Raw genomic sequence first — 21664 nt, 5'->3', positions numbered from 1 at the left:
CGTCAGAGCAGGCGCGGCCAGCGCAGAAGCCGCTCCGGCGCGAAGGCGGCCACCGGCACCGCGGGCGTGCGGCCGGTGGCGAGATCGGCGACGATCTCGCCGGTGATCGGCCCGGTGGACAGCCCGATATGGCCGTGGCCGAAGGCGAAGAGCAGGCCACGGTGACGCGGGGCCCGGCCGATGACCGGCATCCCGTCGGGCGTCGATGGGCGGGAGCCGAGCCTCGGCGCATTGTCCAGGGGCCCGCCGAGCCGGAGCGTTCCGGCCGCTTCCCGGGATGCCGCCTCGATCTGGGTGTGATCGGGTGCGGCGCGGCGGGCGTTGAGTTCCACGCCGGACAGGACCCGCACCCGGTGGTCGCCCATCGGCGACAGGATGGAGCCGGCCCCCGTGTCGAGGACTGGCCGGGTCAGCGGCGGGCTGTCCGGATGCAGGGCGTAGTGGCGATGGTAGCCGCGCTCGGCCGCCACCGCGAAGCGATAGCCGAGGGATCGGGCGATCGCTCCCGAGGCGGCGCCGGCCGCCAGGACGACCTGGCGGGCCTGCACCGTGCCGCTGTCGTGATCGATGCGCCACCCGCCCGCCTCGGGCGCCAAGCGGGCGACGTGGCTGCGCAGGCGGCGACCGCCGAGAGCGTCGAACAGGGCTTCGCAGGCCTCGATGAGACGGCCGGGCTCGCGCACCGAGCCGGTCTCGGTCAGCAGCATCCCCCGCGCGTAGGGCCGCACCAGGGCCGGCTCGAGGGCGCGCAGGGCCGCCGTATCGAGGATCTCGAAGGCGACGCCGTGGCTCGCCAGGATCTCCCGCTCCAGGGCCGCGGCCGCGAAGGCCGCTTCCGTGCGATAGGCCTTGATCCAGCCGGTCCGCTGGAGCCGGTCGCCGGTCCCCGCCCGGGCGGCCAGCCGCTCATGGGCCGGATAGGCGGCGGTCGTCAGGGGGAGCAGCGCCGCTGCCGCGCGGCGCCACCGGGAGGCGCGGGCGGCCGCCAGGAAATGCGCCGTGTAGGGGATGATCCGCGGGAGATGCGCGTAGTGCAGGCGCAGGCCGCAATCGGCGTTGCGCAGGTAGGCCGGGAGCTTGCCCCAAAGGGCGGGGCTCGACATCGGCAGGATCGAGCCGCGGCTGACCACGCCGGCATTGCCGTAGGAGGTCCGGGCTCGGGCCTCGCCGGGATCGCACAGGACCACGTCGAGGCCGCGATCCTTCAGCGCGATGGCGCTGGCGAGGCCGACCATCCCGCCGCCGACCACCACGATGTCGGCCGTCCCGTCCGTCGCCATGCCGCTCATATCCCGCACCGCACCACGCGCGCCCTTCTGACGGGTTTTCCACCTCCTGGGTAGCGGGACTTCGCAGGGCGGTGCATCGGTCCGGCGCCGTCATGAAGTCCCGCGCACATTCCCGCAGAGATCGGCTACAGAGCGGTCCATGACTCTCGTCCGCTTCGCACCGTCGCCGACCGGCTACCTCCATATCGGCAACGCCCGGCCGGCCCTGCTCAACGCCCTGTACGCCCGCCGGACCGGGGGGCGCTTCCTGCTGCGGCTCGACGACACCGACGCGGAGCGCTCCACGGAAGCCTTCGCCGCGGCGATCGCCGAGGATCTCGCGTGGCTCGGCATCGTGCCCGATCTGTTCGCGAAGCAGAGCGCCCGCAAGGCGCAGCATGACGCCGCTGCCGACCGCCTCCGCGCAGCGGGCCGGCTCTATCCCTGCTACGAGACGCCGGAGGAGCTGGAGCGCCGCCGCAAACGCCAGCTCGGACGCGGCCAGCCGCCGATCTACGACCGGGCGGCTCTGCGGCTCACCGCCGAGGAGCGCGCGGCGTTCGAGGCCGAGGGCCGCCGCCCGCATTGGCGCTTCCTTCTGGAGGCGCGGACCGTCACCTGGGACGATCTCGTCCGCGGTCCGGCCCATGTCGACTGCGCGTCCCTGTCGGACCCGGTCCTGATCCGCGCCGATGCCAGCTATCTCTACACGCTGCCGTCGGTGGTGGACGACGCCGATCTCGGCGTCACCCACGTCATCCGCGGCGAGGATCACGTCACCAACACCGGCGTGCAGGTGCAGATCTTCGAGGCCCTGGGCGCTACCGTGCCGGTCTTCGGCCACCACAACCTGCTGACGACCGCCGACGGGGAGGGGCTGTCGAAGCGCCTCGGCCACCTGTCGCTGCGGGGCCTGCGCGAGGCCGGCTACGAGCCCGCGGCGGTCCGCTCGCTGGCCGTGCTCACCGGTTCGGCCGAATCCGTGCGGGCCGTCCCAGATCTCGACACCCTCGCGCGCCTCGTCGACCTCGGCGAGATCTCGCGGGCGCCCGCCCGGTTCGATCCGGCGGAACTCGACGGCCTCAACGCCCGACTGATCCACGCCATGCCGTACGCGGAGGCGGCCGCGCGCCTCGCCGATCTCGGGATTCCGGCGGATCGGGCCGAAGCCTTCTGGCTGGCGGTCCGGGCCAATCTCGGCCGTGTCCCCGAGGCGGCCGATTGGTGGCGCGTCGTCGCCGGCCCGGTCGAGCCTGTCCTCACCGAGCCGGCCGTGATCTCGGCCGCTCGCGAGACCCTGCCCCCGGAGCCATACGGCCCGGAGACCTGGAAAGCGTGGACGACGGAGATCCGCAGCCGGACCGGCGCGAAGGGGAGGGGCCTGTTCATGCCGCTCCGCCTCGCGCTGACCGGGCTGGAGCACGGCCCGGACCTCGCGGGTCTGCTGCCGCTGATCGGACGGGCACGCGCGGCGCGGCGCCTGTCCGGCGAGACCGCTTGAGCTACGAAGCCTCGGTTTCGGCGAGACGGCTCGCGAGCAACTTGTCGACGCGCCGGCCGTCGAGATCCACGACCTCGAACCGCCAGCCGGCGATGTCGCAGGTCTCGCCCGTCTCCGGTAGGTGCTGGAGCACCGCGATGACCAGGCCGGCGACCGTCGCATAGTCGCGCGATGGCGGGAGACGCAGGCCCAGCCGGTCGGTCAGTTCATCGACCGGCATCGAACCCGCGATCAGCCAGGACCCGTCCGGGCGGGGTACCGCGTCCGGCTCCGTATCCTCCGACAGGAACGCCCCGGCGATGGCATCGAGGATGTCGGCCGGGGTCACGAGCCCGTCGAAATGTCCATACTCGTCGTGCACCAGGGCCATGGGCACCGAGGCCCGGCGCAGCGTATCCAGGGCGTCGAGGGCATCGAGCGTGTCCGGAAGCACCGGCGCCGCGCGGACCTGCGCGCGCAGGTCGAGGGGCTCCCCTCGCGACAAGGGGCCGATCAGGTCGCGCAGCTGAAGCACGCCGATCATCGCGTCGGGGCCACCATCGGCGACGGGCAGACGGGCATAGGGGCTGGCGAAAATGCGTGCCCGGACGGTCTCCGGATCATCGGTGAGATCGATCCAGGTCACGTCGGTGCGCGGAGTCATGACGCCGCGCACCAGACGGTCGCCGAGGCGCAGGACCCCGGAGATCATCGCCCGCTCGTCGCCCTCGATGACGCCCGCGGTCTCGGCCTCGGCCACGAGACTACGGATCTCCTCCTCGGTCACCGCGCTGGCGCTTTCTGTCTCCTGGCCGATCAGCCGGAACACCGCCCGCGTCGAGGCGTCGAGGAGCCACACGGCCGGCAGAGCCGCGCGCGAGACCACCCGCATGCCGGGCGCCACCATGCAGGCGATCCGTTCGGGGTTGCGCAAGGCGAGGTGCTTGGGGACCAGTTCGCCGATGATCACCGACAGGTAGGTGATCACGCCGATCACCAGGGTGTAGCCCAATGTGTCGGCCCAGCCCTTGCCCAAGCCCAGATCGATCAGAATCAGGGCGAGGCGGTCGCCCAGAGCCGCGCCCGAGACCACGCCGGAGAGGATGCCGATCAGCGTGATGCCGATCTGAACGGTGGACAGAAACCGCCCCGGCTCCTCGGCCAGCGCGAGGGCGGCCCTCGCGCCGGCACGGCGCTCCTCGGCCAAGGCGCGCAACCGGCTCTTGCGAGCCGAGACCAGGGCCAGCTCCGACAGCGAGAAGACGCCGTTGAGCGCGATCAGCAGGACGACGACGAGGAGCTCGATCAGACCGGATCATTGAGCCGGCACCCCGCTGGGCGGGGACGGCTTCCTCTGGTGGCGCGGTCCTGCAACATGGGGATGTGTCCGCGACCGTTCAACGGCCAAGCCTCAGGGTCGCCTCGATCAGTGCGGCGTCGAGCAGGAAACTGCCATCGGCTTCGATGCCGAAATGGGCGGTGACTTCGGCGGGCGCCGCAGCCTGGAGGGCGCGGATCGCCGCGACATGGATCTCCGGCGTGCGCATCCGGGCGATCCAGCTGGCGAAGTCCATGCGCGGCCGGCTCGCCATCACGGCGCCGGGCTCGAACCCGGCCGCTTCCAAAAGGGCGCGCCATTCCGAAACCCGGTAGTCGCGCACGTGCGAGGGGTCGCGCAGCAGCTCCACGGCCTGCAGGTGCGTGTCGAGCAGCGGATCCTCCGGAGCGACGATATCGCTGACGACGAGCAGGCCGTCTGCCCGCAGCACCCGCCGCGCCTCGGCCAGCGCCGCCGGGACGTCGCGCCAGTGGTGGGCGCTGTAGCGGGTCAGCACCGCGTCGAAGATCGCGTCCGGGAAGGGCAGGGTCTCGGCGCCGCCCTGCCGGGTTTCGATCCGGTCGAGACCCCGCCGGGACGCCTCGGCGGAGACCGCTGCCAGCATGTCAGCCGAAAGATCGTAGGCCGTGACGGCGGCGCCGGCGGCGGCGGCCGTGAAGGCGACATGGCCGCCGCCGCAGCCGAGGTCGAGGACCTGGGCACCCGGCCGCGCGCGCATCAGAACGCCGATCCGGTCGAGGTCGGCGCCCGCCGCGTGTACGGCGCTGGTCACGTAGGCGGAGGCCTGCGCGCCGAACTGGTCGACGACATGTCGGGCGTGGCTGCGCGCGCTCATGGGCGGATCTCCTGGTTCGGATCGCGCGCGGCGGGCGGTGGCACAGCCGCAGGGCGACGATCAGAGGCGACCGTACAGGCTGCCCAGGATCAGCACCACGCCGTTCCGTCCGACCGGGCCGCCTCCCGTCCACCTCTGCCACCTGCCCCGAGGCAGGGCAGCGCCCCGGACCGTCGATCGCCGCGCAGGGCAAATCTGCGCGGCGATCGACTCAGCGCGGCGGCTGCGCCGACGGAGGCGGAGGCGCTGCCTGTCCCTGATCCGGACCCTGCTGCAGCAGAGGCGTGATCCGCTGGACCACGACACGGCGGTTCTCCCGGGATGGGCCCTGCGTGTTCACCTTGAGATACTGCTCGCCGTAGCCCTGGGTGGTGAGATTGCCCGGCGGCACCCGGAATTGCTCCGTGAGCACGGTCGCCACCGATTGGGCACGCCGATCCGACAGCGAGAGATTGTCGATGTCGGAGCCGACCGCGTCGGTGAAGCCCTCGATCAGGAAGACCTCCCGCGGATTGGCCTGGATCGCGCGGTTCATGGCCGCGGCGATCACCGACAGCTTGGCCGCCTGATCCGGCGTCACGGTGAACGAGCCGGTATCGAAGGTGATCGTGTTGATGTCGACCGAGCGCAGACGGGCGCGGAGGTCCGGGCTGTAGCGGATCTGATCGAGGGTGTAGCGGCGTTCGACAGGGACAACCGGCGGTGCCGTCAGCGCCTCGTAGACCTCCGCCTCGTCGGCCTGGGCGTAGTCCACGATGTAGCGGTCCCGCGGGATTCGGATATCGGGCGGCGGCAGCGCCACCACGTCCTCGTAGATCGGGCGCAGCGGACCGGAATAGCTGTTGTCGATCAGGACGACCTCCCGGCCGTCGGGGTAGCGGCTGTAGCGGCGCAGCAGCCGGCCGTCATCGTCGGTGACGGTGACGATCTGGCCGCCGCCGGACCACGCGACGTAGCTGTAGAATTCGGCGCCCCGACGCTCGAACCGGTAGCCGCGCGGGTCGAGGTCGCGGAAGCGCTCGTTCTCGTCGTGGCGGATCAGGTAGCTGTCGCGATCCCGCACGATGATGCGGCCCGGCTCCCGATAGTAGGTCCGGCCATCCTCGACGAATTCGCGGCGGTCGCTGCGGACCTGCTCGAAATCGCGCACCGTGTCGTTCTGCCGGAAGCCGCCGGGGACGTAGCCCGGCTGGCCCGGCCGGTTGAAGGCACCGGGGCCGGGATCTACCGGCCGGCCGGGGCCACCCACCGGCGGCTGTCCCGGCGGCACGCCTCCGGGGGGCGGAGCCTGTCCTGGCGCCGCGCCCTGTCCCGGCGGCACGAACGGGCGGCCCGGGACGCCCGGGGCCATGTTGGGCGGGAGCGGTCGTCCCGGCTCGGCGCCGGGCGCGCCGTTCGGCTGGGGCTGCCCGCGCCCTTCGGGTTGGCCTCCCTGAGGCTGGAACGGCCGCCCCGGGACCCCCGGAGCCGTGTTGGGCGAGCCCGGCCGGCCGGGCTCTGCGCCCGGGCCGGTATTCGGCTGCGGACGGTTCTCGGGCTGGGCATCCAGACGCTGGGACGGTCTGCCGGGCCCGTCCGGCGTCGCATTGGGCGCCTGCGGGCGCGCATCGGGGCCGCCTTGACCGGCCGGTCGCTGGCCGGGAGGCCCACGGTCGGGTGTGGCGTCGCGCTGTGCGGGACGGTTCGGGGGCGTCTCCGGGGCCGTGCGATCCCGGTCCGGTGCCTGACGCTGCTGCGGCGGTGCCGGCGGCCGCTCCGGCTTCGGCTGAGGAGCAGGACCCTGGTCCCGATCCGGCGCCTGTTGCCGCTCCGGGCCGGGCCGCCCGGGGGCTGCGCGGTCCTGAGGCCCGCGATCCGGACGATCTGGCTGCTGCTCCCGGCGCTCCTGCTGGCGCTGATCCGGCTGGCGCTGCTCCTGCTGCCGCTCTTGGCGCTCCTGCTGCCGATCCTGGCGCTCCTGCTGCCGCTCCTGTGCCGGAGGGCGCGATGCCGGCGGCTCGGGACGGCGCTCGGGCCCGCGCTCCCGCTGAGGCTGCTCAGCCTGCGGTGCACGCTGGGCCGGCGGTTCCGGCCGCTCGCGCGGCGGCGGCGCGGCGCGCTCCGGTCGGGGCTCCGGTCGGGGCTCGGGGCGTTCACGTCCAGCCGGCGGACCCGGCTGCGGGCCGGGCCGCTCCTGCGGCGGCCGCTCCGGGCGCGGTCCGCCGTGTGGCGGCTCGCCGCCGCGGGGGCCGCGCTCCTCCGGTCCACCTTGTGCGAGGTGGAACCGGCCCGGCTCGGCTCCGGCGGGCTGCATGAGCGTGAGGGCCGGCAGCACCGTGCCGGTGAGGAGGATCAGGCGGAGCAGACGCATCGCGGTCCCATGTCGGTTCAGGCCGACCCGAACCCGGAACGCGGCATTTGGTTCCCCCGCGCGCGGGCGGGGGAGGTCTCAGGGCGTGAGGCGCTTGGGGACAGCGACGACGTCCGGCGCGATGATGCGCACGGCAACGTGATCGGGTTTCGCCGCCGCCGGCTCGGCCTTTCCGGGTTCCACCGGTGTCAGGCCAGCCTTCGTGTCGACCCCGGCGCGACCGGCCACATCGGCGGCGAGTTCGGCCGCGGTCCGGTCGGCCCGTCCCACCAGGGTGAGGCGCACCTTCGGCCGGGACAGCGCCTCGGCCTGCATCGGCGTGACGAAGATGTCGCCCTTGTGCCGGACCAGCATGCTCTCGGCCTTCACCAGGGACTGGGCCCAGCTCTTGCCCTCCGGCTTGCACGAGCAGTTCGGAACGAATTCCTTGCGAAACTTGAAGGCGTTGGCGAGGCTCGCATAGGCGCGGCTGCCTTTCACCGTGGCGGCGTGCTTCAGGGCATCGTCGCCATACGGCATCGAATAGGCCTGTGCCTCGGTCCCCGGGCACAGGGCCTGGCACATCTCGTCGGCACCGCCGCGTCCCTCGGGCAGGTTCTTCAGGGGGAAGAAACCGCCGTCGCAGGTGCGCACGCAGACCGTCTGCGGGCCGCCCCGGGCATAGGCCTCGCCGGAGCCGGCATAGGTCTCGCGCGGCGGGCAGGTGGAGGCCACGAGCCCCTGGAGCTCACGCTTCCGGGCGCCGCTGTCGTCGATCACGGCGCCGCCATAGGTGGCCTTGAGGGCGCGGATCCGCTGCTCCACCGCCCCGCATTGCGGCGGTCGCGTGTCGAAGAACAGGAACTTGCCGCCCTCGCAGTTGAGGCCGCGGAAATAGGCCTCGAGCCGCCCGATCTCGTCGTTCAGGGCGCGCGTCGTGCTGGCGCCGGTCTGGAGCGAGGCCAGCTCCGCCCGGTACCGCCGGCACTGGGGCGACGGTAGTTGCGGCGCCGGCCGTGCCTCGGTCGGCGGCGGGCTGGGAGCCGCGTCCTGCGCGCGCGCGGCGGTGGCGAAGGGATAGGACAGTCCGAGGGCTATGGCCGCGCTCAGGACGAGGCGGCCGAACGTACGGACGATCGGGCGGTGAGGCATAGGCTGCATCGCGTTGATCGGGTGCGCGGCGATCCGGAGAATCCAGGCCCGCGCGCATCCGCGCTTCGGAACCGAAGCGGAGCCATTCTACGCCCCCTCGCAAGACCGCGACACCCCTCCTACATCCGGCCGGCAAGCGTGAGGGGGAATTGGCCAGTGATGTTGTTTCGGAGTCTCACCTATGTCGGGCTGTTGGCCGTGGGCTTGGCCGCAGCCGGTCCGGCCTCGGCGCAGGAGCCGGATCGCATTTTCGACAAGTCGACGGTCTGGCGGCCGCTGACCCCCAACGACAAGCTCGTGGTCTACGGCGTGGACGATCCGGCAGTCTCGGGGGTAGCCTGTTGGTACACCCAGCCCGAGAAGGGCGGGATCAAGGGCACGCTGGGCCTCGCCGAGGACGTCTCGGACATCTCGCTGGCCTGCCGGCAGACCGGGCCGATCGCCTTCAAGGGCAAGCTCAGCCAGGGTGAAGTCGTGTTCAGCGAGCGTCGGTCGCTGATCTTCAAGTCGATGCAGATCGTCCGCGGCTGCGACGCGAAGCGCAATACGCTGATCTACATGGTCTATTCGGACAAGGTCATCCAGGGCTCGCCCAAGAACTCGACCTCGGCCGTGCCGCTGGCGCCCTGGGGCACCGAACCGGCGCAGAGATGCGCCGACTTCATGAAGTGAGCGGAGCGCCCTGCCGACTGGGCCGGCCCTGGCCGGCTCAGTCCTGGCAGGTGATCCGGATCGGGCGCTCGGACGGCGTCGGGACCGGCTGGCTGATCGCGCCGGTATATTCGTCGGCGGCGGCCACGCCGTAGGAATTGGCGGCCGCGTAGCCCTGCGCCTCGCACCACGCGTTGGCGACGACTTGGCCGCAGGCGCTGCCCGGCGTGGTCAGGCATTCGCCGACGCCGTAGCCGTCGCTTGACGGGATCAGGAAGGTCTTCTCGACACGGGCGGGCGCCTTCGCAGGCGTCTCGCCGTCGGTGCCGGCCAGCGCGACATGCGTCAGGCCTGCGCAGGCAAGAACGGTGACGAGGGCGAGGGAACCGGCGGCCGAGCGTCGCATGAATTGTCCTTGGGCACAGGATCTGTGGCGTGAGGATCGTGCCCCGGACGGTCCGACGGCGCGGTTAAGGAAGCCTTACGTGCAGGGCGCGCAGGCCATCTCGAATTCCTCACGCTTTTGGGTTAGCCCCATCGCGCGGGCCGCGCCGTCGCCGCGATGCAACAGGGTGCCGTGGCGGGCCTTCCGGATCCGCCACGTTTCGGCCGTTCTTCGCCGCGCGGGGCCCGCAGGTCGTTGACGGCAGGGCCGGTTTTCCGGCGCCGGCGCGGCGCCGGGATCAGGCCGCGGCGCCGGAATGGGGATGGGTTTCATGGCGCCGATGTTGCGGCTCTACAACACGCTGACCGGCGCCAAGGAAGCCTTTGCGCCGATCGATCCGCAGCATGTCCGCCTCTACGCCTGCGGCCCGACCGTCTACGACGCCGCCCATATCGGCAATGCCCGGCCGATCATCGTCTTCGACCTGCTGTTCCGGCTGCTGCGCCACCTCTACGGGCCGGGGCACGTCACCTACGCGCGCAACGTCACCGACGTGGACGACAAGATCAACGCCCGGGCGGCCGAGCGCGGCATCACCATCCGCGAACTCACCGACGGGACGCTGGCGCAGTTCCACCGCGACGTGCGCGATCTCGGCGTGCTCATGCCGGAGGACGTCAACGTGCCAGGCGAGCGGCCCCGCTTCGTCGAGCCCCGCGCCACGGATCACATCGCCGAGATGGTGACGATGATCGAGGCGCTGGTCCGGGCCGGCCACGCCTACGTGGCGGAGGACCACGTGCTGTTCGACGTCCCGTCGATGCCGGATTACGGCGGCCTGTCGAAACGGCCCCTCGACGAGATGGAGGCGGGCGCCCGGGTCGAGGTCGCCCCCTACAAGCGCTCGCCCCTCGATTTCGTCCTGTGGAAGCCCGCGAAGCCCGGCGAGCCGTCCTGGCCGTCGCCCGCGGGGATCGCGGCGGCGGGGCGGCCGGGCTGGCACATCGAGTGCTCGGCGATGTCGGCCAAGCATCTCGGCCGGACCTTCGACATCCACGCGGGCGGCATCGACCTGATCTTCCCCCACCACGAGAACGAGGTGGCGCAGTCGCGCTGCTGCTTCGGAACGCCGGTCATGGCCAACGTCTGGCTGCACAACGGCTTCCTCCAGGTGGAGGGGGAAAAGATGTCGAAGTCGCTCGGCAACTTCATCACCATCCGCGACGTGCTGAACGACTGGCCGGGCGAGGTCGTGCGCCTCACCATGCTCAAGACCCAGTACCGGCAGCCGATCGACTGGACCTTGCGCGGCCTGGAGGAATCGAGCCGCGTGCTCGACCGCTGGTACAATGCCGCCGGCGATGCGCCCGCCGCGTCCGACGTCCCCGCCGGGGTGGTCGAGGCCCTCTGCGACGACCTCAACACGCCGGCGGCGATCAACGAGCTGCACCGGCTCGCGAGCAGCGCGGAGACGCAGCCCGGCGCGTTGCGCGCCGGTGCGAACCTCCTCGGTTTCCTCGCCAGCACCCGCAGCGACCGCGAGCAGGCGCAGGTTGCGGCGTCCGGCGTGGACGTCGCGGCGGTCGAGGCGCTGATCGCCGAGCGCCGCGCCGCGCGGGCCGCGAAAGACTGGGCCGCCTCCGACCGGGCGCGCGATGCCCTCGCCGCGATGGGCGTCGCCGTGAAGGACAACAAGGACGGCACCACCGCCTGGACGGTGGCGCGCTGATTGCTGAGCCGGCCGCCGACGTCACGGATGTCACGGCGGCCGCGTCCTCGCGCCCGCTTGCGCGATGCGGCGTGCGCGGCATCTGTGGTCCGGGGGCTCGCGCCGGGGAAGAGCAGCACGTGACCATCTTCGCGACCATCGGGGCGCGCTGCGCCGCCGCCGCATCGGCCCTGGCATTCGGATTGGGGCTGTCGGGGCCGGCTTTCGCCATCGACGGCGGGGCGGCCGCGGGGCGGGATGCCCTGGCGCAGGCCACCGTCGCGATCGGCACGATCACCCAGCCCGAGGAGGCTCTGCGCCTGACCCGCTGTAGCGGTGTGCTCATCGCTCCGGATCTCGTGCTGACGGCGGCCCATTGCGTGAACGGCGATCCGCTCGGCGCGCTGGTGGTCTTCTTCCGCGGCAGCGAGCCGGCGCGGCCGGTCTACGGGGCGCGGGTCGCCGCCCGCTACAGTCCCGATCCGGGGGAGATGCTGCCGAACGAGGCGTCGGGCGTCAGCCTCTCCGACCTCTCCCTCGATCTCGCGGTGCTCCGCCTGACCGAGCCGGTGCGCGACCGGCGGCCCGTGCCGCTGGCGGCGGATCCCGGGCGGGTCCCGAAGAGCCTGCGGATCGCTGGCGCCGGCCTGTCCGGCCGCACCGTCGGACGCCTGCGCACCGCCACGCTGACGCCGATCGCGGCCAGCAATACCGGGCTCACCATCGCCCGGGCCAACGGCGCCCGGGTCTGCTTCGGTGATTCCGGTGGCCCGGTCGTCGCGCAGGATCGTCGCGGCACCTACATCTGGGGCGTGGCCAGTGCGGTGATCAGCCGGGCCGCGCCCTGCGGCGGCTACGTGGTGATCGCGCCGGCCGCACAGGTCTTCTCCGCGACCGGGATGCGCTGAGCGTAGCGTCCATCGCAAGCCGGAAGCTCCGGCCTGCGCCACGCCCGCCACGGTCGCGCGGGGCCCGATGTCCCTGCGCTGCGTCGGCGATGCCGTCGCGGAGGAGCCCCTTCGAAACGCGAAAACCCCGCGCGGCCTGGCCGCACGGGGTTTTTCGGAAGACGATGCGCCGGGCGGGTTAGACCGCCATGCGCTCCTCGCCGTCCATCGGCTCGCGCAGCACGTAGCCGCGGCCCCACACGGTCTCGATGTAGTTCTTGCCCTGGCTGGCATTGGCGAGCTTCTTGCGCAGCTTGCAGATGAACACGTCGATGATCTTGAGCTCGGGCTCGTCCATGCCGCCGTAGAGATGGTTGAGGAACATCTCCTTGGTGAGCGTCGTGCCCTTCCGCAGCGAGAGGAGTTCCAGCATTTGGTACTCCTTGCCGGTCAGATGCACCCGGGCGCCGCCGACCTCGACGGTCTTCTGATCGAGGTTCACGATCAGGTCGCCGGTGGTGATGACCGACTGGGCGTGGCCCTTCGAGCGGCGCACGATGGCGTGGATGCGCGCCACCAGCTCGTCCTTGTGGAACGGCTTGGTGAGGTAGTCGTCGGCGCCGAAGCCCAGACCCTTCACCTTGTCCTCGATGCCGGCCATGCCGGAGAGGATCAGGATCGGCGTCTTCACCTTCGCCACGCGCAGCGAGCGCAGCACCTCGTAACCCGACATGTCGGGCAGGTTCAGATCGAGGAGGATGATGTCGTAGTCGTAGAGCTTACCGAGATCGACACCTTCTTCCCCGAGGTCGGTGGTGTAGGTGTTGAAATTCTCGGACTTGAGCATCAGCTCGATGCTCTGCGCGGTCGCGCTGTCGTCCTCGATCAAAAGTACCCGCATCGTCGGTCCCCAGCCCCGCCGGCCGCATCAGCGCGCAGACACGTCCCTATCGTTCGCCCGCCACCGGCCTGTGGACGGGCGCTCCGTCGCTCTTGACGTGGAACGCTATGGATTAATCGTTAACAAAACCTGATTCCTGCCCGCAAGCGTCTCGTTCGAAGTTCCGCGAGCTTGACAGGAGAAACAGCGTTTCCCCGGTCTCGCCCCGACCCCGATTCCGATCCGCCCGCGTCCAGGCCGCTCGCCCCCTTCGGCGTAAGTACTTCCTCCGCAACGATCCGATCCCCGCTGTTGTCCATGGGACACACCGGTACGACTTCGTCGGGCGCGGCCGAAGCCGCCACCCGGATCGAGCCGCTACGAGCCCGTGACCCGCAGTGTTAAGGAGGCCGGTAAACGAAGCGTTGAGAGCCAGGCCGATGACACAGGATCCGGCAAGATCCGTAGCTTCCCTCGCGTCGGCGCAGGCCGCCCTGGAGCGGATCGAGGTGCTGGAGACGTTCGGCCGGGTCGTGGCGATCCGCGGCCTGCTGGTCGAGGTCGCCGGGCCGGTGGCGGCGATGCGGCTCGGGGGACGGGTCGATGTCGAGGGCGCCAACGGCCACGGGCTGGTGCCCTGCGAGGTCATCGGCTTCCAGGGCGACCGGGCGCTCGCCATGCCGTTCGGCTCGCTCGAGGGCGTGCGGCGCGGCTGCCCCGCCTACGTCCGCGACGAATCGGCCGGCGCGATCCGGCCGTCCGACGCATGGCTCGGCCGGGTGATCGACGCCCTCGGGCGGCCGGTCGACGGGCTCGGCCCCCTGGCGCACGGGCCCGACGTCTATCCCCTGCGCGCGGACCCGCCGCCCGCCCACGCCCGCACGCGGGTGGGCGGGCCGCTGGATCTCGGCGTCCGGTGCATCAACACCTTCCTGACGATGTGCGCCGGCCAGCGGATGGGCATCTTCGCCGGGTCCGGCGTCGGCAAGTCGGTGCTGCTGTCGATGCTGGCCCGCTACACCGCCGCCGACGTGGCGGTGATCGGCCTCGTGGGCGAGCGCGGCCGCGAGGTCCAGGAATTTCTTCAGGACGACCTCGGAGCCGCCGGCCTCGCCCGCTCGATCGTGGTGGTGGCGACATCCGACGAGCCGGCGCTGATGCGCCGGAACGCGGCCTACATGACCCTATCGGTGGCCGAGTATTTTCGCGACCGGGGCGCCAAGGTCCTGTGCATGATCGACTCGATCACACGATTCGCCATGGCCCAGCGCGACATCGGCCTTGCCGCCGGCGAGCCGCCGACCGCCAAGGGCTATACGCCGACCGTCTTCTCGGAGCTGCCGCGCCTGCTCGAGCGGGCCGGCCCCGGCGTGGGGCAGGGGACGATCTCGGCCCTGTTCACCGTCCTGGTCGAGGGCGACGACCACAACGAGCCCGTGGCCGACGCGGTGCGCGGCATCCTCGACGGTCACATCGTCATGGAGCGCGCCATCGCGGAGCGCGGGCGCTATCCGGCGATCAACGTGTTGCGCTCGGTCTCGCGGACCATGCCGCGCTCGTGCGATCCGGCCTATCTGCCGGTGGTCCGGCGGGCGCGGCGGGTGCTGTCCACCTATGCCGATATGGAGGAGTTGATCCGCCTTGGCGCCTACCGGGCCGGCTCCTCCCAGGAGGTCGACGAGGCCGTGGCGCTCATGCCGTATCTTGAGGCTTTTCTGGGGCAGGGTAAGGAAGAAGCAACGTCCATCGGCGATGGTTACGCACGGCTCACCGAGATCATCGGCGGGGCCTAGGCACCATGCCTCGGGGCGGCGACGCTTCGGCGAACCACATGGTGCAGGTGGGGGATCCGGGCGAGGCTGCCGTGGGCAGGCTCGCACATGGGCACTGTCCGGGCGTGATCCCGGGCGCGGCCTCAAGCGTTGCGTGGAGTGAGCGTCCTAATGAAATCGCGTGACACGCTGATCCGCCTGCGCCGCTTCCAGGTCGATGAGAAGCGCCGGCGCGTGACCCAGATCGAGATGATGATGGCCGACTTCCAGCGCATGGCGGTGGAGCTCGATCGCGAGGTCGCCGTCGAGGAGGCCCGGGCCGGAATCACCGATGTCGGTCACTTCGCCTACCCGACCTATGCCCGCGCGGCGGCGACGCGCCGGGACAACATGATTCAGTCCGCCCAGGCTCTCGAGGGTCAGCTCGCCGAGGCGAAGGCCGAGCTGGGCGAGGCTTTCGAGGAACTGAAGAAGGTCGAGATCCTGAACGACCGCGAGCGGACCGCCGAGCGCGCGGCCGAATCGGCTCGGGACCAAGCCGCCATGGACGGGATCGGCCTGAACCGCGCCCGGGGCTGAGCCCGGCCGACGGACCGATCGGCAGGCTCCCGCGGCACGAAACCGTCACGATCACCTGACAAGGGGGATCGCGGCGGTGACATGCCGCTTGCAGCGCGTCGCGTGCCGGCGCATCAGGGGCTCTCCCCAGGGCGTCGGTGTTCATGAAGAAGATCAGCGAGTTTATCTGGCCCATGATTGGCCTCGCGGCCGTCGTGGTATCGGGCTACTTCCTCTATCAGGAATTGAAGACCACCTCGCTCTCGGCGATCTGGGCCGCGGTGCTCGCGATCCCGCCGCACCGGATCCTGCTGGCGGCCTTCTCGACCCTGGTCGCCTATGCGGCGCTCGCCTGGTACGACCGGATCGCCCTCCTGCATCTGGGCGTGCGCCACATCTCGTGGCTGTTCGTCTCGCTCTGCTCCTTCACGACCTACGCCCTCTCGCACAATATCGGCGCCTCGGTCTTCTCCGGCGCCCTGGTCCGCTATCGCGCCTATACGGCCAAGGGCCTGTCGGCGGCGCAGGTCGCCGTGCTGGTGGCGCTCTGCTCCTTCACGTTCTTCCTCGGGACGGTGCTGCTCGGCGGCTTCACGCTGGTTTACGATCCGCATCTGCTGGCCCGCCTGCAGGACAAGCTCCCGGCGATTCTGACCAATCCCAGTACGGCCGTCGCCGTCGGCATCGGGATGCTGGCTTTCGTCGCCCTCTACGTCGCCGGTTCGCTTCTGCGGCTGCCGCCGATCAGCCTGCGGAAATTCAAGCTCGAATACCCGCGCCCGGGGATCATGCTGCGCCAGCTCGCGGCGGCACCGCTCGAGCTTCTGGGGGCGGCCGGGATCATCTATTTTGCCCTGCCGGACGCGGTCAATCCGGGCTTCATCCCTGTCCTCGCGATCTTCCTGGCCTCCTTCTCGGTGGCGCTCGCCTCGCACGCGCCCGGTGGCCTCGGCGTCTTCGAGATCGTCTTCCTCACCGCCATGAACATCGCGGAGACCGACGAGGCGCGTAAGAACGCCGTCGTCGCCGCGCTGCTGGTGTTCCGCGTCTTCTATTTCTGGCTTCCGGCGCTGATCTCGGTGATCGTGGTGATCGCATTCGAACGCTCGCGTCTGGCCGCGGCGATCGGCACCCCAGCGAACGGACCGAAAGCGACCGTCGTGCCGGAACCGCCGGTCACTGCCCCTGGCCTCGACGCCCATGAGATGGAGCGGGAGCTCAAGCAGAAGGCGATCTGACTCGCCCTAGGGAATTCCTTCAGGGGGCGCCGTCGCGGCTCGCGTCCGGTCTGGGAAGCCGGCGCACGAAGCCCTGTCGTGCGAGCCTCACCCTTCTGAGGCCGGTCTCCGCGCGGGGTGCAACGGGCTCCCGCGTTCGGCCTGAGGCGATGATCCGCCGGGCGTTCCGGAGCCCGACGCCGACATCCAGGGGCCGCGATCCGTCCGGTCGCGAGGGAGCGTCTGCGCTCAGATCGAATTCACCGTCCGCAGACGCGCCCGCGGATGGATCTCGGCCTGGCTCATCACCGGTGTCTCCCGGCGGAAGCGCTCGATGATCGAGCGGACGAACGGCCGCGTCTGCGCCGAGGTCACGAGGACCGGCATCTCGCCCTGGCGCGCCGCCATCTCGAAGCGGTCGCGCACCGCATTGACGAACTCGCTGAGCTTCGAGGGCTGCATCGCGAGGTAGCGCTCGTCGCGCTCGCCCACGATCGATTCCATGAACGCCTGCTCCCAGGCCGGCGAGAGGGTGATGATCGGCAGCATCCCGTTCTGGTCCTGGTACTGCGCGCAGATCTGCCGGCCGAGTCTGGCGCGGACGTGCTCGACCACGTCCCGGGGGTTCTTCACCCCGCCCGCCACTTCGGCGATCGCCTCCACGATCGCGCCGAGATCGCGGATCGAGACCCGTTCGGCGAGCAGGAACTGCAGCACGCGCTGGATGCCGGTGGTCGAGATCTGCGAGGGGACGATCTCCTTCAGCAGATCGGCGTGCTCCTTGGACAGCTCGCGCAGCAGCTTCGAGACCTCGACGTGGTTGAGGAGCTCGGAGACGTGGGCCTTGATGACCTCGGTGAGATGGGTCGACACCACGGTTGCGGCATCCACCACGGTGTAGCCCTTCAATTGGGCTTGGTCGCGCAGGGCCGCGTCGATCCAGGTGGCCGGCAGGCCGAAGGTCGGCTCCAGCATGTGTTGGCCCGGCAGCTGGACCTGGCCGCCCATCGGATCCATCGCCATGAACTGACCGGGGAAGATCCGGCCGGTGCCGGCCTCGATCTCCTTCACCCGCACCACGTAGGCGTTGGCGTCGAGCTGGACGTTGTCGAGGATGCGCACCGACGGCATCACGAAGCCCAGTTCCGCCGCGAGCTGGCGGCGCAGGGCCTTGATCTGGTCGGTGAGCCGGTCCTGACCTTCGCCGTTGACGAGCGCCAGGAGCGCGTAGCCCATCTCCAGCTTGAGGTCGTCGAGCTTCAGGAGGTCGGTGACCGTCTCCTCCTTGGGGGCGGCCGCGGCCGCCACCGCGGCCGCATCCATCGGTACGCCCTGGGCGTCGAGGGGCGGGGCCAGCTTGGCGGTCTTGTTGATGCGCCACGCGGCGTAGCCGGCGCCGCCGCCGAGCAGCACGAAGGGCAGCATCGGCATGCCGGGCAGGAGCGCGATCAGCAGCATCACGGCCGCCGACATGCCCAGCGCCTTGGGGTAATGGGCGAGCTGCTTGCCGAGGGCCTTGTCGGCCGCGCCCCGCACACCGGCCTTGGAGACCAGCAGGCCCGCCGCCGTCGAGACGATCAGGGCCGGGACCTGGCTCGCGAGACCGTCGCCGATGGTCAGCAGCGTGTAGCTCTTGGCGGCGTCGCCGAAGCTCATGCCCTGCTGCGCCACCCCGATGATGATGCCGCCGACGACGTTGATGAAGGTGATCAGCAGGGCCGCCACGGCGTCGCCGCGGACGAATTTCGAGGCGCCGTCCATGGCGCCGAAGAACGACGATTCCTCTTCCAGCGCTGCCCGCCGGGCCTTCGCGGCCTTCTCGTCGATGAGGCCGGCCGAGAGATCGGCGTCGATGGCCATCTGCTTTCCGGGCATCGCGTCGAGGGTGAAGCGGGCCGCGACCTCGGCGATGCGGCCCGAGCCCTTCGTGATCACCACGAAGTTCACGATGATCAGGATCGCGAACACGATGATCCCGATCACGAAGTTGCCGCCCATGACGAAATGGCCGAACGCCTCGATGACGTGACCCGCGGCGGCGGTGCCCTCGTGTCCGTGCCCGAGGATCAGGCGGGTCGAGGCGAGATTCAGGGCGAGCCGCAGCATCGTGGCGATGAGCAGCAACGTCGGGAAAACGGTAAATTCCAGCGGGTTGTCGATGGACAGGCCGGTCATCATGATCAGCACCGACATGATGATCGAGACCGCCAGGAGCAGGTCGAGCAGGACTGCCGGCAGCGGGAAGATGAGGACCGCCAGGATCCCCAGCACGCCTGTGGCGAACAGCAGGTCCGACCGCTTGGACAGCGCGTGGAGGTCGCCGCGCGTCGGCAATGTGAGCTGGCCGAGGACCGTCGTGACGCCCGCCTGTGCCGGCGCGCTCGCCGCTTCTGCCATCGATTCCATCCGTCACCGTTCCCCCCGGACGGGCCGGGGGGACTCGGCAAGATCTGCCGGGTGGATGGTTAGCGCGGCGTTAAGATGTGGCGGGCGGTGCCGGGAACCGGGGCTGCCGCAAGCGCTTGATGAGGACCCGTCCGAGCCCTTTGCGGGCTTTCCGCGATGTCGCCACGTCTCCGGGCTCCGACCCGGGTATGTCCGGGAGGATCCGATGGCCGTCCGCATCTTGACCGCCCTGTTCGACCGATACGAGGCCGCTGCAGACGCGGTGGACCGGCTGGAAGCTGCCGGCATCCCCCATGCCGAGATCAGCATTGTCGCGAACCGCCCCGACTCACCCGCTGAACCGCACGCGCCCGGTTCCGCCGTGCCCCACCCGTCGGACGCGGCGGAGTCGGCGGGCACCGGGGCGACGGTCGGGACGGTGTTGGGCGGTGGCGCGGGGCTGCTCGCCGGCCTCGGGCTGCTGGCCATCCCCGGGCTCGGACCGGTGGTCGCGGCGGGCTGGCTCGTGGCCGCCGTCACGGGCGCCGGGGTCGGCGCCGCGGCCGGAGGCCTGATCGGCGGCCTGACGGCGGCGGGTCTCAGCGCCGACGAAGCCGAGACCTATGCGGAAGGCGTGCGACGGGGCGGCACTCTGGTCACCGTTCGGGCCGACGAGTCGCGGGGCGAACGCGTCCTCGCCATTCTGGATCAAGCCGGTTCGATCGACATCGACGAGCGCGCCGAGGATTGGCGGGCACAGGGCTGGACCGGCGGTACGATCGGCCCGGCCGCCCGGTCCACCCGCTGAGGCGAGGATACGTATCCGCCCCGGGCAACTCCGCGGGGCGGGCGTGGGTCAGGTCATCATCTTACGAGCGAACATCGAGGCTCCGAACAGGATTCCGGCGCCCGCCATGATCAGGCCGATCATCAGGAGCCGCCGCGGTTCGGTCGACGATTCCGCTTTCACGGGCTCGACGATCGGGCTGAAGAACTCGATCTGCCGGGCCGAGATGATGCGGGCGCGCTCGTAGGCGGTCAGCACTTGCTGGTAATATTTCTCGGCGTTCTTCCGGTCGTTCTCCAGGATCTCGAACCGCGTCAACGCGTCGGACAGCAGCCGCTTCTGATCGGGATCCTGGCTGGCGGATTGCCGCTCGATCCGGGCGATGTTGTCGTCGATATCCTTGATCTGCTGCTTGAGATCCATGATCCGGCGCGAATCGGGACCGAGGTCGCGCTGGCCGATCGCGAGCTGGACCGCGAGGTTGATGCGGGATGCCCGCAGCTCCGCGATCATCTTGATATTGATGTCATTCGTCTTCTGGGCGTCCAGCACACCTTCGCGGTTGCGCAGGTCGCGCATGGCGAGGCGGATCTTGGTCATGCGCTCTTCGGCAAGACGGAGTTCGCGCGCGCTCTCCGCCACGGCGTCCTCGCGCGACTTGACGCTGAGGTCGTTCACCTTGCGCTCGGCCTCCTTCATGACGGCCTTGGCAATGGCAAGCGATTGCTCCGGATCGAAGGCCTCGACCGTGACGGACATGATCCCGGAGCCGCCTTCGACCTCGACGCCGACGCGCCGCTTCCAATAGCGGACGAACTTCTCGATCGGCTTTTCGGGATCGAACCGTGAAAAGTAATCGATCGAATCGCTGCTGAACCACTGGCGCAGCGGCAGCTGCCCCTCAAGGATCTCCAGCATCGGCCGGCTGAGGATGAACTCGCGCGTGATCTGTGTATCCTGCGCCACCATCTGGTTCGACGTGCCGGAAGCGGTTCCCCCGGTTTCGGAGGATGTCTTGTCGGACGAGCCGAGAGCCGGTCGGATCGCGAAGCGTGCTTCGGTGACGTAGCGATTGGACGCGATCAAGCCGTAATAGACGGCACCGGCCAAGGCCGGCAGGATGAAACAGAGCACGAACAGAACCGGGATCCAGGGGTCGTTCTTGGTCTGGACCTGATAGGACCGGATCCCCTTCTTGCGATCGGCGAAGCGCGACATGCGCGCGATCTGCCGAAGCGACTCAGTGACCGCCTGTTGACGGTCGGCAGACGTAACCGGCTGTCCCTCTGCCTTCCGGATCTCCATATTCATGGTCTGATTCCCGGCCCTCCCGGCCTAGAAGGTCGACCCGTCACCGGGATCATGACCGCGCCGCAATCCGCACGCCGATCGCCTCTCGCACGGGGAGACGGCAAAAGCATGTCGTTATGGATGCCTCGGCGTCGCCTCCGCGCGTGTCGCGGCGCGGCCTGGTCCGATGGAATCCGTGCGTGCCGTCGATGACCACATCGCTGTTGGGCCGGAGGCAGTCTGCCGGATCCAGCCGCCCGGTCGTCCTCGCGGAATGCGTGGCCATGGGGGTGCCCGCGTTCTGTCGGAGTCACACCAAGCCCCACTCAAGGCGATCTCGCCGCGGAACACCTGTAGAAAGGCCCCGGATCTATGACGCGCCGGCGGCGATCCCGTCGCTTATAATCGGCTCTCAATAAAAGCCGATACGGAAATCATTCGGCGTGACGATCCATAAATTGTTTCGGTCCGAGATTGAAATCGTCATCGAGGCGACAAGAGTAAGTCGCAGTGCCAACATTCGGATAAGACATTCGATATCGGTGGGCATACCTGATCGTTGAGCCCGGAGCCCGAAATCCTGAGTGGCGATCATCGGCGTGTCGAAAGCGATCGCGTTCGGAAGGCCCAGGGCGAAATGCCGGGCTGCTCGGCCCGTGTCGAGACCGCCCGCCGGCATTCCGTCAGGGGCCGCGTCTCGCGGCATCGAGTTGAAGAAAAGTTCCACCTGTCACCGCAGGC

Annotated in this window: 18 protein-coding genes; 8 read left to right on the top strand and 10 right to left on the bottom strand. The window is 70.2% G+C overall.

Features of this window, described 5'->3' with window-relative positions; all coding sequences use genetic code 11:
* Positions 1 to 2: 2 nt before the first annotated feature.
* Positions 3 to 1280 carry an NAD(P)/FAD-dependent oxidoreductase gene (locus BM396_RS14000; protein ID WP_043381702.1) on the bottom strand — a complete coding sequence of 426 codons (1278 nt, stop codon included), beginning with the start codon at positions 1278 to 1280 and terminating at the stop codon, positions 3 to 5.
* Positions 1281 to 1428: 148 nt separating this feature from the next.
* Here BM396_RS14000 and BM396_RS13995 point away from each other — a divergent pair, with 148 nt between their 5' ends.
* Positions 1429 to 2769 (top strand): glutamate--tRNA ligase, encoded by a 1341-nt coding sequence (locus BM396_RS13995; protein ID WP_043381700.1) that lies wholly within the window; start codon positions 1429 to 1431, stop codon positions 2767 to 2769.
* A 1-nt stretch (position 2770) separates the two neighbouring features.
* Here the strand turns inward: BM396_RS13995 and BM396_RS13990 are convergent, their stop codons facing one another.
* From BM396_RS13990 to BM396_RS13975, 4 genes are all read right to left on the bottom strand, one after another.
* The gene (locus BM396_RS13990) at positions 2771 to 4057 is read right to left on the bottom strand and encodes a hemolysin family protein (RefSeq protein WP_043381697.1); all 1287 of its coding nucleotides are present in this window, start codon (positions 4055 to 4057) and stop codon (positions 2771 to 2773) included.
* Positions 4058 to 4145: 88 nt separating this feature from the next.
* Positions 4146 to 4922 (bottom strand): class I SAM-dependent methyltransferase, encoded by a 777-nt coding sequence (locus BM396_RS13985; RefSeq protein WP_043381694.1) that lies wholly within the window; start codon positions 4920 to 4922, stop codon positions 4146 to 4148.
* A gap of 211 nt (positions 4923 to 5133) precedes the next feature.
* On the bottom strand, positions 5134 to 7272 hold the full coding sequence (locus BM396_RS13980) for an OmpA family protein (RefSeq protein ID WP_043381691.1): 2139 nt from the start codon (positions 7270 to 7272) through the stop codon (positions 5134 to 5136).
* Positions 7273 to 7350: 78 nt separating this feature from the next.
* Positions 7351 to 8403 (bottom strand): DUF2865 domain-containing protein, encoded by a 1053-nt coding sequence (locus BM396_RS13975; protein ID WP_043381688.1) that lies wholly within the window; start codon positions 8401 to 8403, stop codon positions 7351 to 7353.
* A gap of 159 nt (positions 8404 to 8562) precedes the next feature.
* On the opposite strand from BM396_RS13975, the gene BM396_RS13970 reads away from it, so the two are divergent.
* Entirely contained in the window at positions 8563 to 9075 is a 513-nt protein-coding gene (locus BM396_RS13970; RefSeq protein ID WP_043381686.1) for a CreA family protein, read from the top strand.
* 37 nt (positions 9076 to 9112) lie between these two features.
* Here BM396_RS13970 and BM396_RS13965 read toward each other — a convergent pair whose 3' ends face one another.
* Positions 9113 to 9460 (bottom strand): hypothetical protein, encoded by a 348-nt coding sequence (locus BM396_RS13965; protein ID WP_043350520.1) that lies wholly within the window; start codon positions 9458 to 9460, stop codon positions 9113 to 9115.
* A gap of 310 nt (positions 9461 to 9770) precedes the next feature.
* On the opposite strand from BM396_RS13965, the gene cysS reads away from it, so the two are divergent.
* Together cysS and BM396_RS13955 are read left to right on the top strand one after the other, a co-directional pair.
* Positions 9771 to 11168 carry a cysteine--tRNA ligase gene (gene cysS / locus BM396_RS13960; protein ID WP_043381819.1) on the top strand — a complete coding sequence of 466 codons (1398 nt, stop codon included), beginning with the start codon at positions 9771 to 9773 and terminating at the stop codon, positions 11166 to 11168.
* Positions 11169 to 11287: 119 nt separating this feature from the next.
* Complete coding sequence (locus BM396_RS13955; protein ID WP_051044778.1) at positions 11288 to 12055, top strand: trypsin-like serine protease; 768 nt, start codon at positions 11288 to 11290, stop codon at positions 12053 to 12055.
* Positions 12056 to 12233: 178 nt separating this feature from the next.
* Here the strand turns inward: BM396_RS13955 and BM396_RS13950 are convergent, their stop codons facing one another.
* The gene (locus BM396_RS13950; RefSeq protein WP_010683835.1) at positions 12234 to 12935 is read right to left on the bottom strand and encodes a response regulator transcription factor CtrA; all 702 of its coding nucleotides are present in this window, start codon (positions 12933 to 12935) and stop codon (positions 12234 to 12236) included.
* 419 nt (positions 12936 to 13354) lie between these two features.
* Between BM396_RS13950 and fliI the strand changes: the two genes are divergently transcribed.
* From fliI to BM396_RS13935, 3 genes are all read left to right on the top strand, one after another.
* Entirely contained in the window at positions 13355 to 14707 is a 1353-nt protein-coding gene (gene fliI, locus BM396_RS13945) for a flagellar protein export ATPase FliI (RefSeq protein ID WP_043381683.1), read from the top strand.
* A 150-nt stretch (positions 14708 to 14857) separates the two neighbouring features.
* On the top strand, positions 14858 to 15265 hold the full coding sequence (fliJ, locus tag BM396_RS13940) for a flagellar export protein FliJ (RefSeq protein ID WP_012322462.1): 408 nt from the start codon (positions 14858 to 14860) through the stop codon (positions 15263 to 15265).
* A gap of 143 nt (positions 15266 to 15408) precedes the next feature.
* Positions 15409 to 16482 carry a lysylphosphatidylglycerol synthase domain-containing protein gene (locus BM396_RS13935; protein ID WP_043350518.1) on the top strand — a complete coding sequence of 358 codons (1074 nt, stop codon included), beginning with the start codon at positions 15409 to 15411 and terminating at the stop codon, positions 16480 to 16482.
* Between the two features lie 228 nt (positions 16483 to 16710).
* On the opposite strand, the gene flhA is transcribed toward BM396_RS13935, so the two are convergent.
* Positions 16711 to 18858, bottom strand: a complete 2148-nt coding sequence (gene flhA / locus BM396_RS13930) for a flagellar biosynthesis protein FlhA (protein WP_043350527.1) — start codon at positions 18856 to 18858, stop codon at positions 16711 to 16713.
* A gap of 214 nt (positions 18859 to 19072) precedes the next feature.
* On the opposite strand from flhA, the gene BM396_RS13925 reads away from it, so the two are divergent.
* A complete protein-coding gene (locus BM396_RS13925) occupies positions 19073 to 19654 on the top strand; it encodes a hypothetical protein (protein WP_043381681.1) in 582 nt (193 codons plus the stop codon).
* Positions 19655 to 19702: 48 nt separating this feature from the next.
* On the opposite strand, the gene BM396_RS13920 is transcribed toward BM396_RS13925, so the two are convergent.
* Both BM396_RS13920 and BM396_RS32185 read right to left on the bottom strand, forming a co-directional pair.
* Positions 19703 to 20944, bottom strand: a complete 1242-nt coding sequence (locus BM396_RS13920) for a KpsE/RkpR family capsule polysaccharide export protein (RefSeq protein WP_043381678.1) — start codon at positions 20942 to 20944, stop codon at positions 19703 to 19705.
* A gap of 391 nt (positions 20945 to 21335) precedes the next feature.
* Positions 21336 to 21650, bottom strand: coding sequence for a hypothetical protein (locus tag BM396_RS32185; RefSeq protein ID WP_139239491.1), 315 nt, complete (start codon positions 21648 to 21650; stop codon positions 21336 to 21338).
* Between the last annotated feature and the right edge of the window lie 14 nt (positions 21651 to 21664).

The organism is Methylobacterium sp. UNCCL125 (assembly GCF_900116795.1).
Classification (GTDB): domain Bacteria; phylum Pseudomonadota; class Alphaproteobacteria; order Rhizobiales; family Beijerinckiaceae; genus Methylobacterium; species Methylobacterium fujisawaense.
The sequence above is the reverse complement of the archived record's forward strand: the minus strand, read 5'-3'. Positions and strand labels throughout refer to the sequence as shown.

What these genes read in the sequence shown, in the direction of transcription:
- BM396_RS14000 (WP_043381702.1), bottom strand. Translation starts at nt 1,280, where the DNA reads ATGGCGACGGACGGGACGGCCGACATCGTGGTGGTCGGCGGCGGGATG.
- BM396_RS13995 (WP_043381700.1), top strand. Translation starts at nt 1,429, where the DNA reads ATGACTCTCGTCCGCTTCGCACCGTCGCCGACCGGCTACCTCCATATC.
- BM396_RS13985 (WP_043381694.1), bottom strand. Translation starts at nt 4,922, where the DNA reads ATGAGCGCGCGCAGCCACGCCCGACATGTCGTCGACCAGTTCGGCGCG.
- BM396_RS13980 (WP_043381691.1), bottom strand. Translation starts at nt 7,272, where the DNA reads ATGCGTCTGCTCCGCCTGATCCTCCTCACCGGCACGGTGCTGCCGGCC.
- BM396_RS13975 (WP_043381688.1), bottom strand. Translation starts at nt 8,403, where the DNA reads ATGCCTCACCGCCCGATCGTCCGTACGTTCGGCCGCCTCGTCCTGAGC.
- BM396_RS13970 (WP_043381686.1), top strand. Translation starts at nt 8,563, where the DNA reads ATGTTGTTTCGGAGTCTCACCTATGTCGGGCTGTTGGCCGTGGGCTTG.
- BM396_RS13965 (WP_043350520.1), bottom strand. Translation starts at nt 9,460, where the DNA reads ATGCGACGCTCGGCCGCCGGTTCCCTCGCCCTCGTCACCGTTCTTGCC.
- cysS (WP_043381819.1), top strand. Translation starts at nt 9,771, where the DNA reads ATGGCGCCGATGTTGCGGCTCTACAACACGCTGACCGGCGCCAAGGAA.
- BM396_RS13950 (WP_010683835.1), bottom strand. Translation starts at nt 12,935, where the DNA reads ATGCGGGTACTTTTGATCGAGGACGACAGCGCGACCGCGCAGAGCATC.
- fliI (WP_043381683.1), top strand. Translation starts at nt 13,355, where the DNA reads ATGACACAGGATCCGGCAAGATCCGTAGCTTCCCTCGCGTCGGCGCAG.
- fliJ (WP_012322462.1), top strand. Translation starts at nt 14,858, where the DNA reads ATGAAATCGCGTGACACGCTGATCCGCCTGCGCCGCTTCCAGGTCGAT.
- BM396_RS13935 (WP_043350518.1), top strand. Translation starts at nt 15,409, where the DNA reads ATGAAGAAGATCAGCGAGTTTATCTGGCCCATGATTGGCCTCGCGGCC.
- flhA (WP_043350527.1), bottom strand. Translation starts at nt 18,858, where the DNA reads ATGGCAGAAGCGGCGAGCGCGCCGGCACAGGCGGGCGTCACGACGGTC.
- BM396_RS13925 (WP_043381681.1), top strand. Translation starts at nt 19,073, where the DNA reads ATGGCCGTCCGCATCTTGACCGCCCTGTTCGACCGATACGAGGCCGCT.
- BM396_RS13920 (WP_043381678.1), bottom strand. Translation starts at nt 20,944, where the DNA reads ATGAATATGGAGATCCGGAAGGCAGAGGGACAGCCGGTTACGTCTGCC.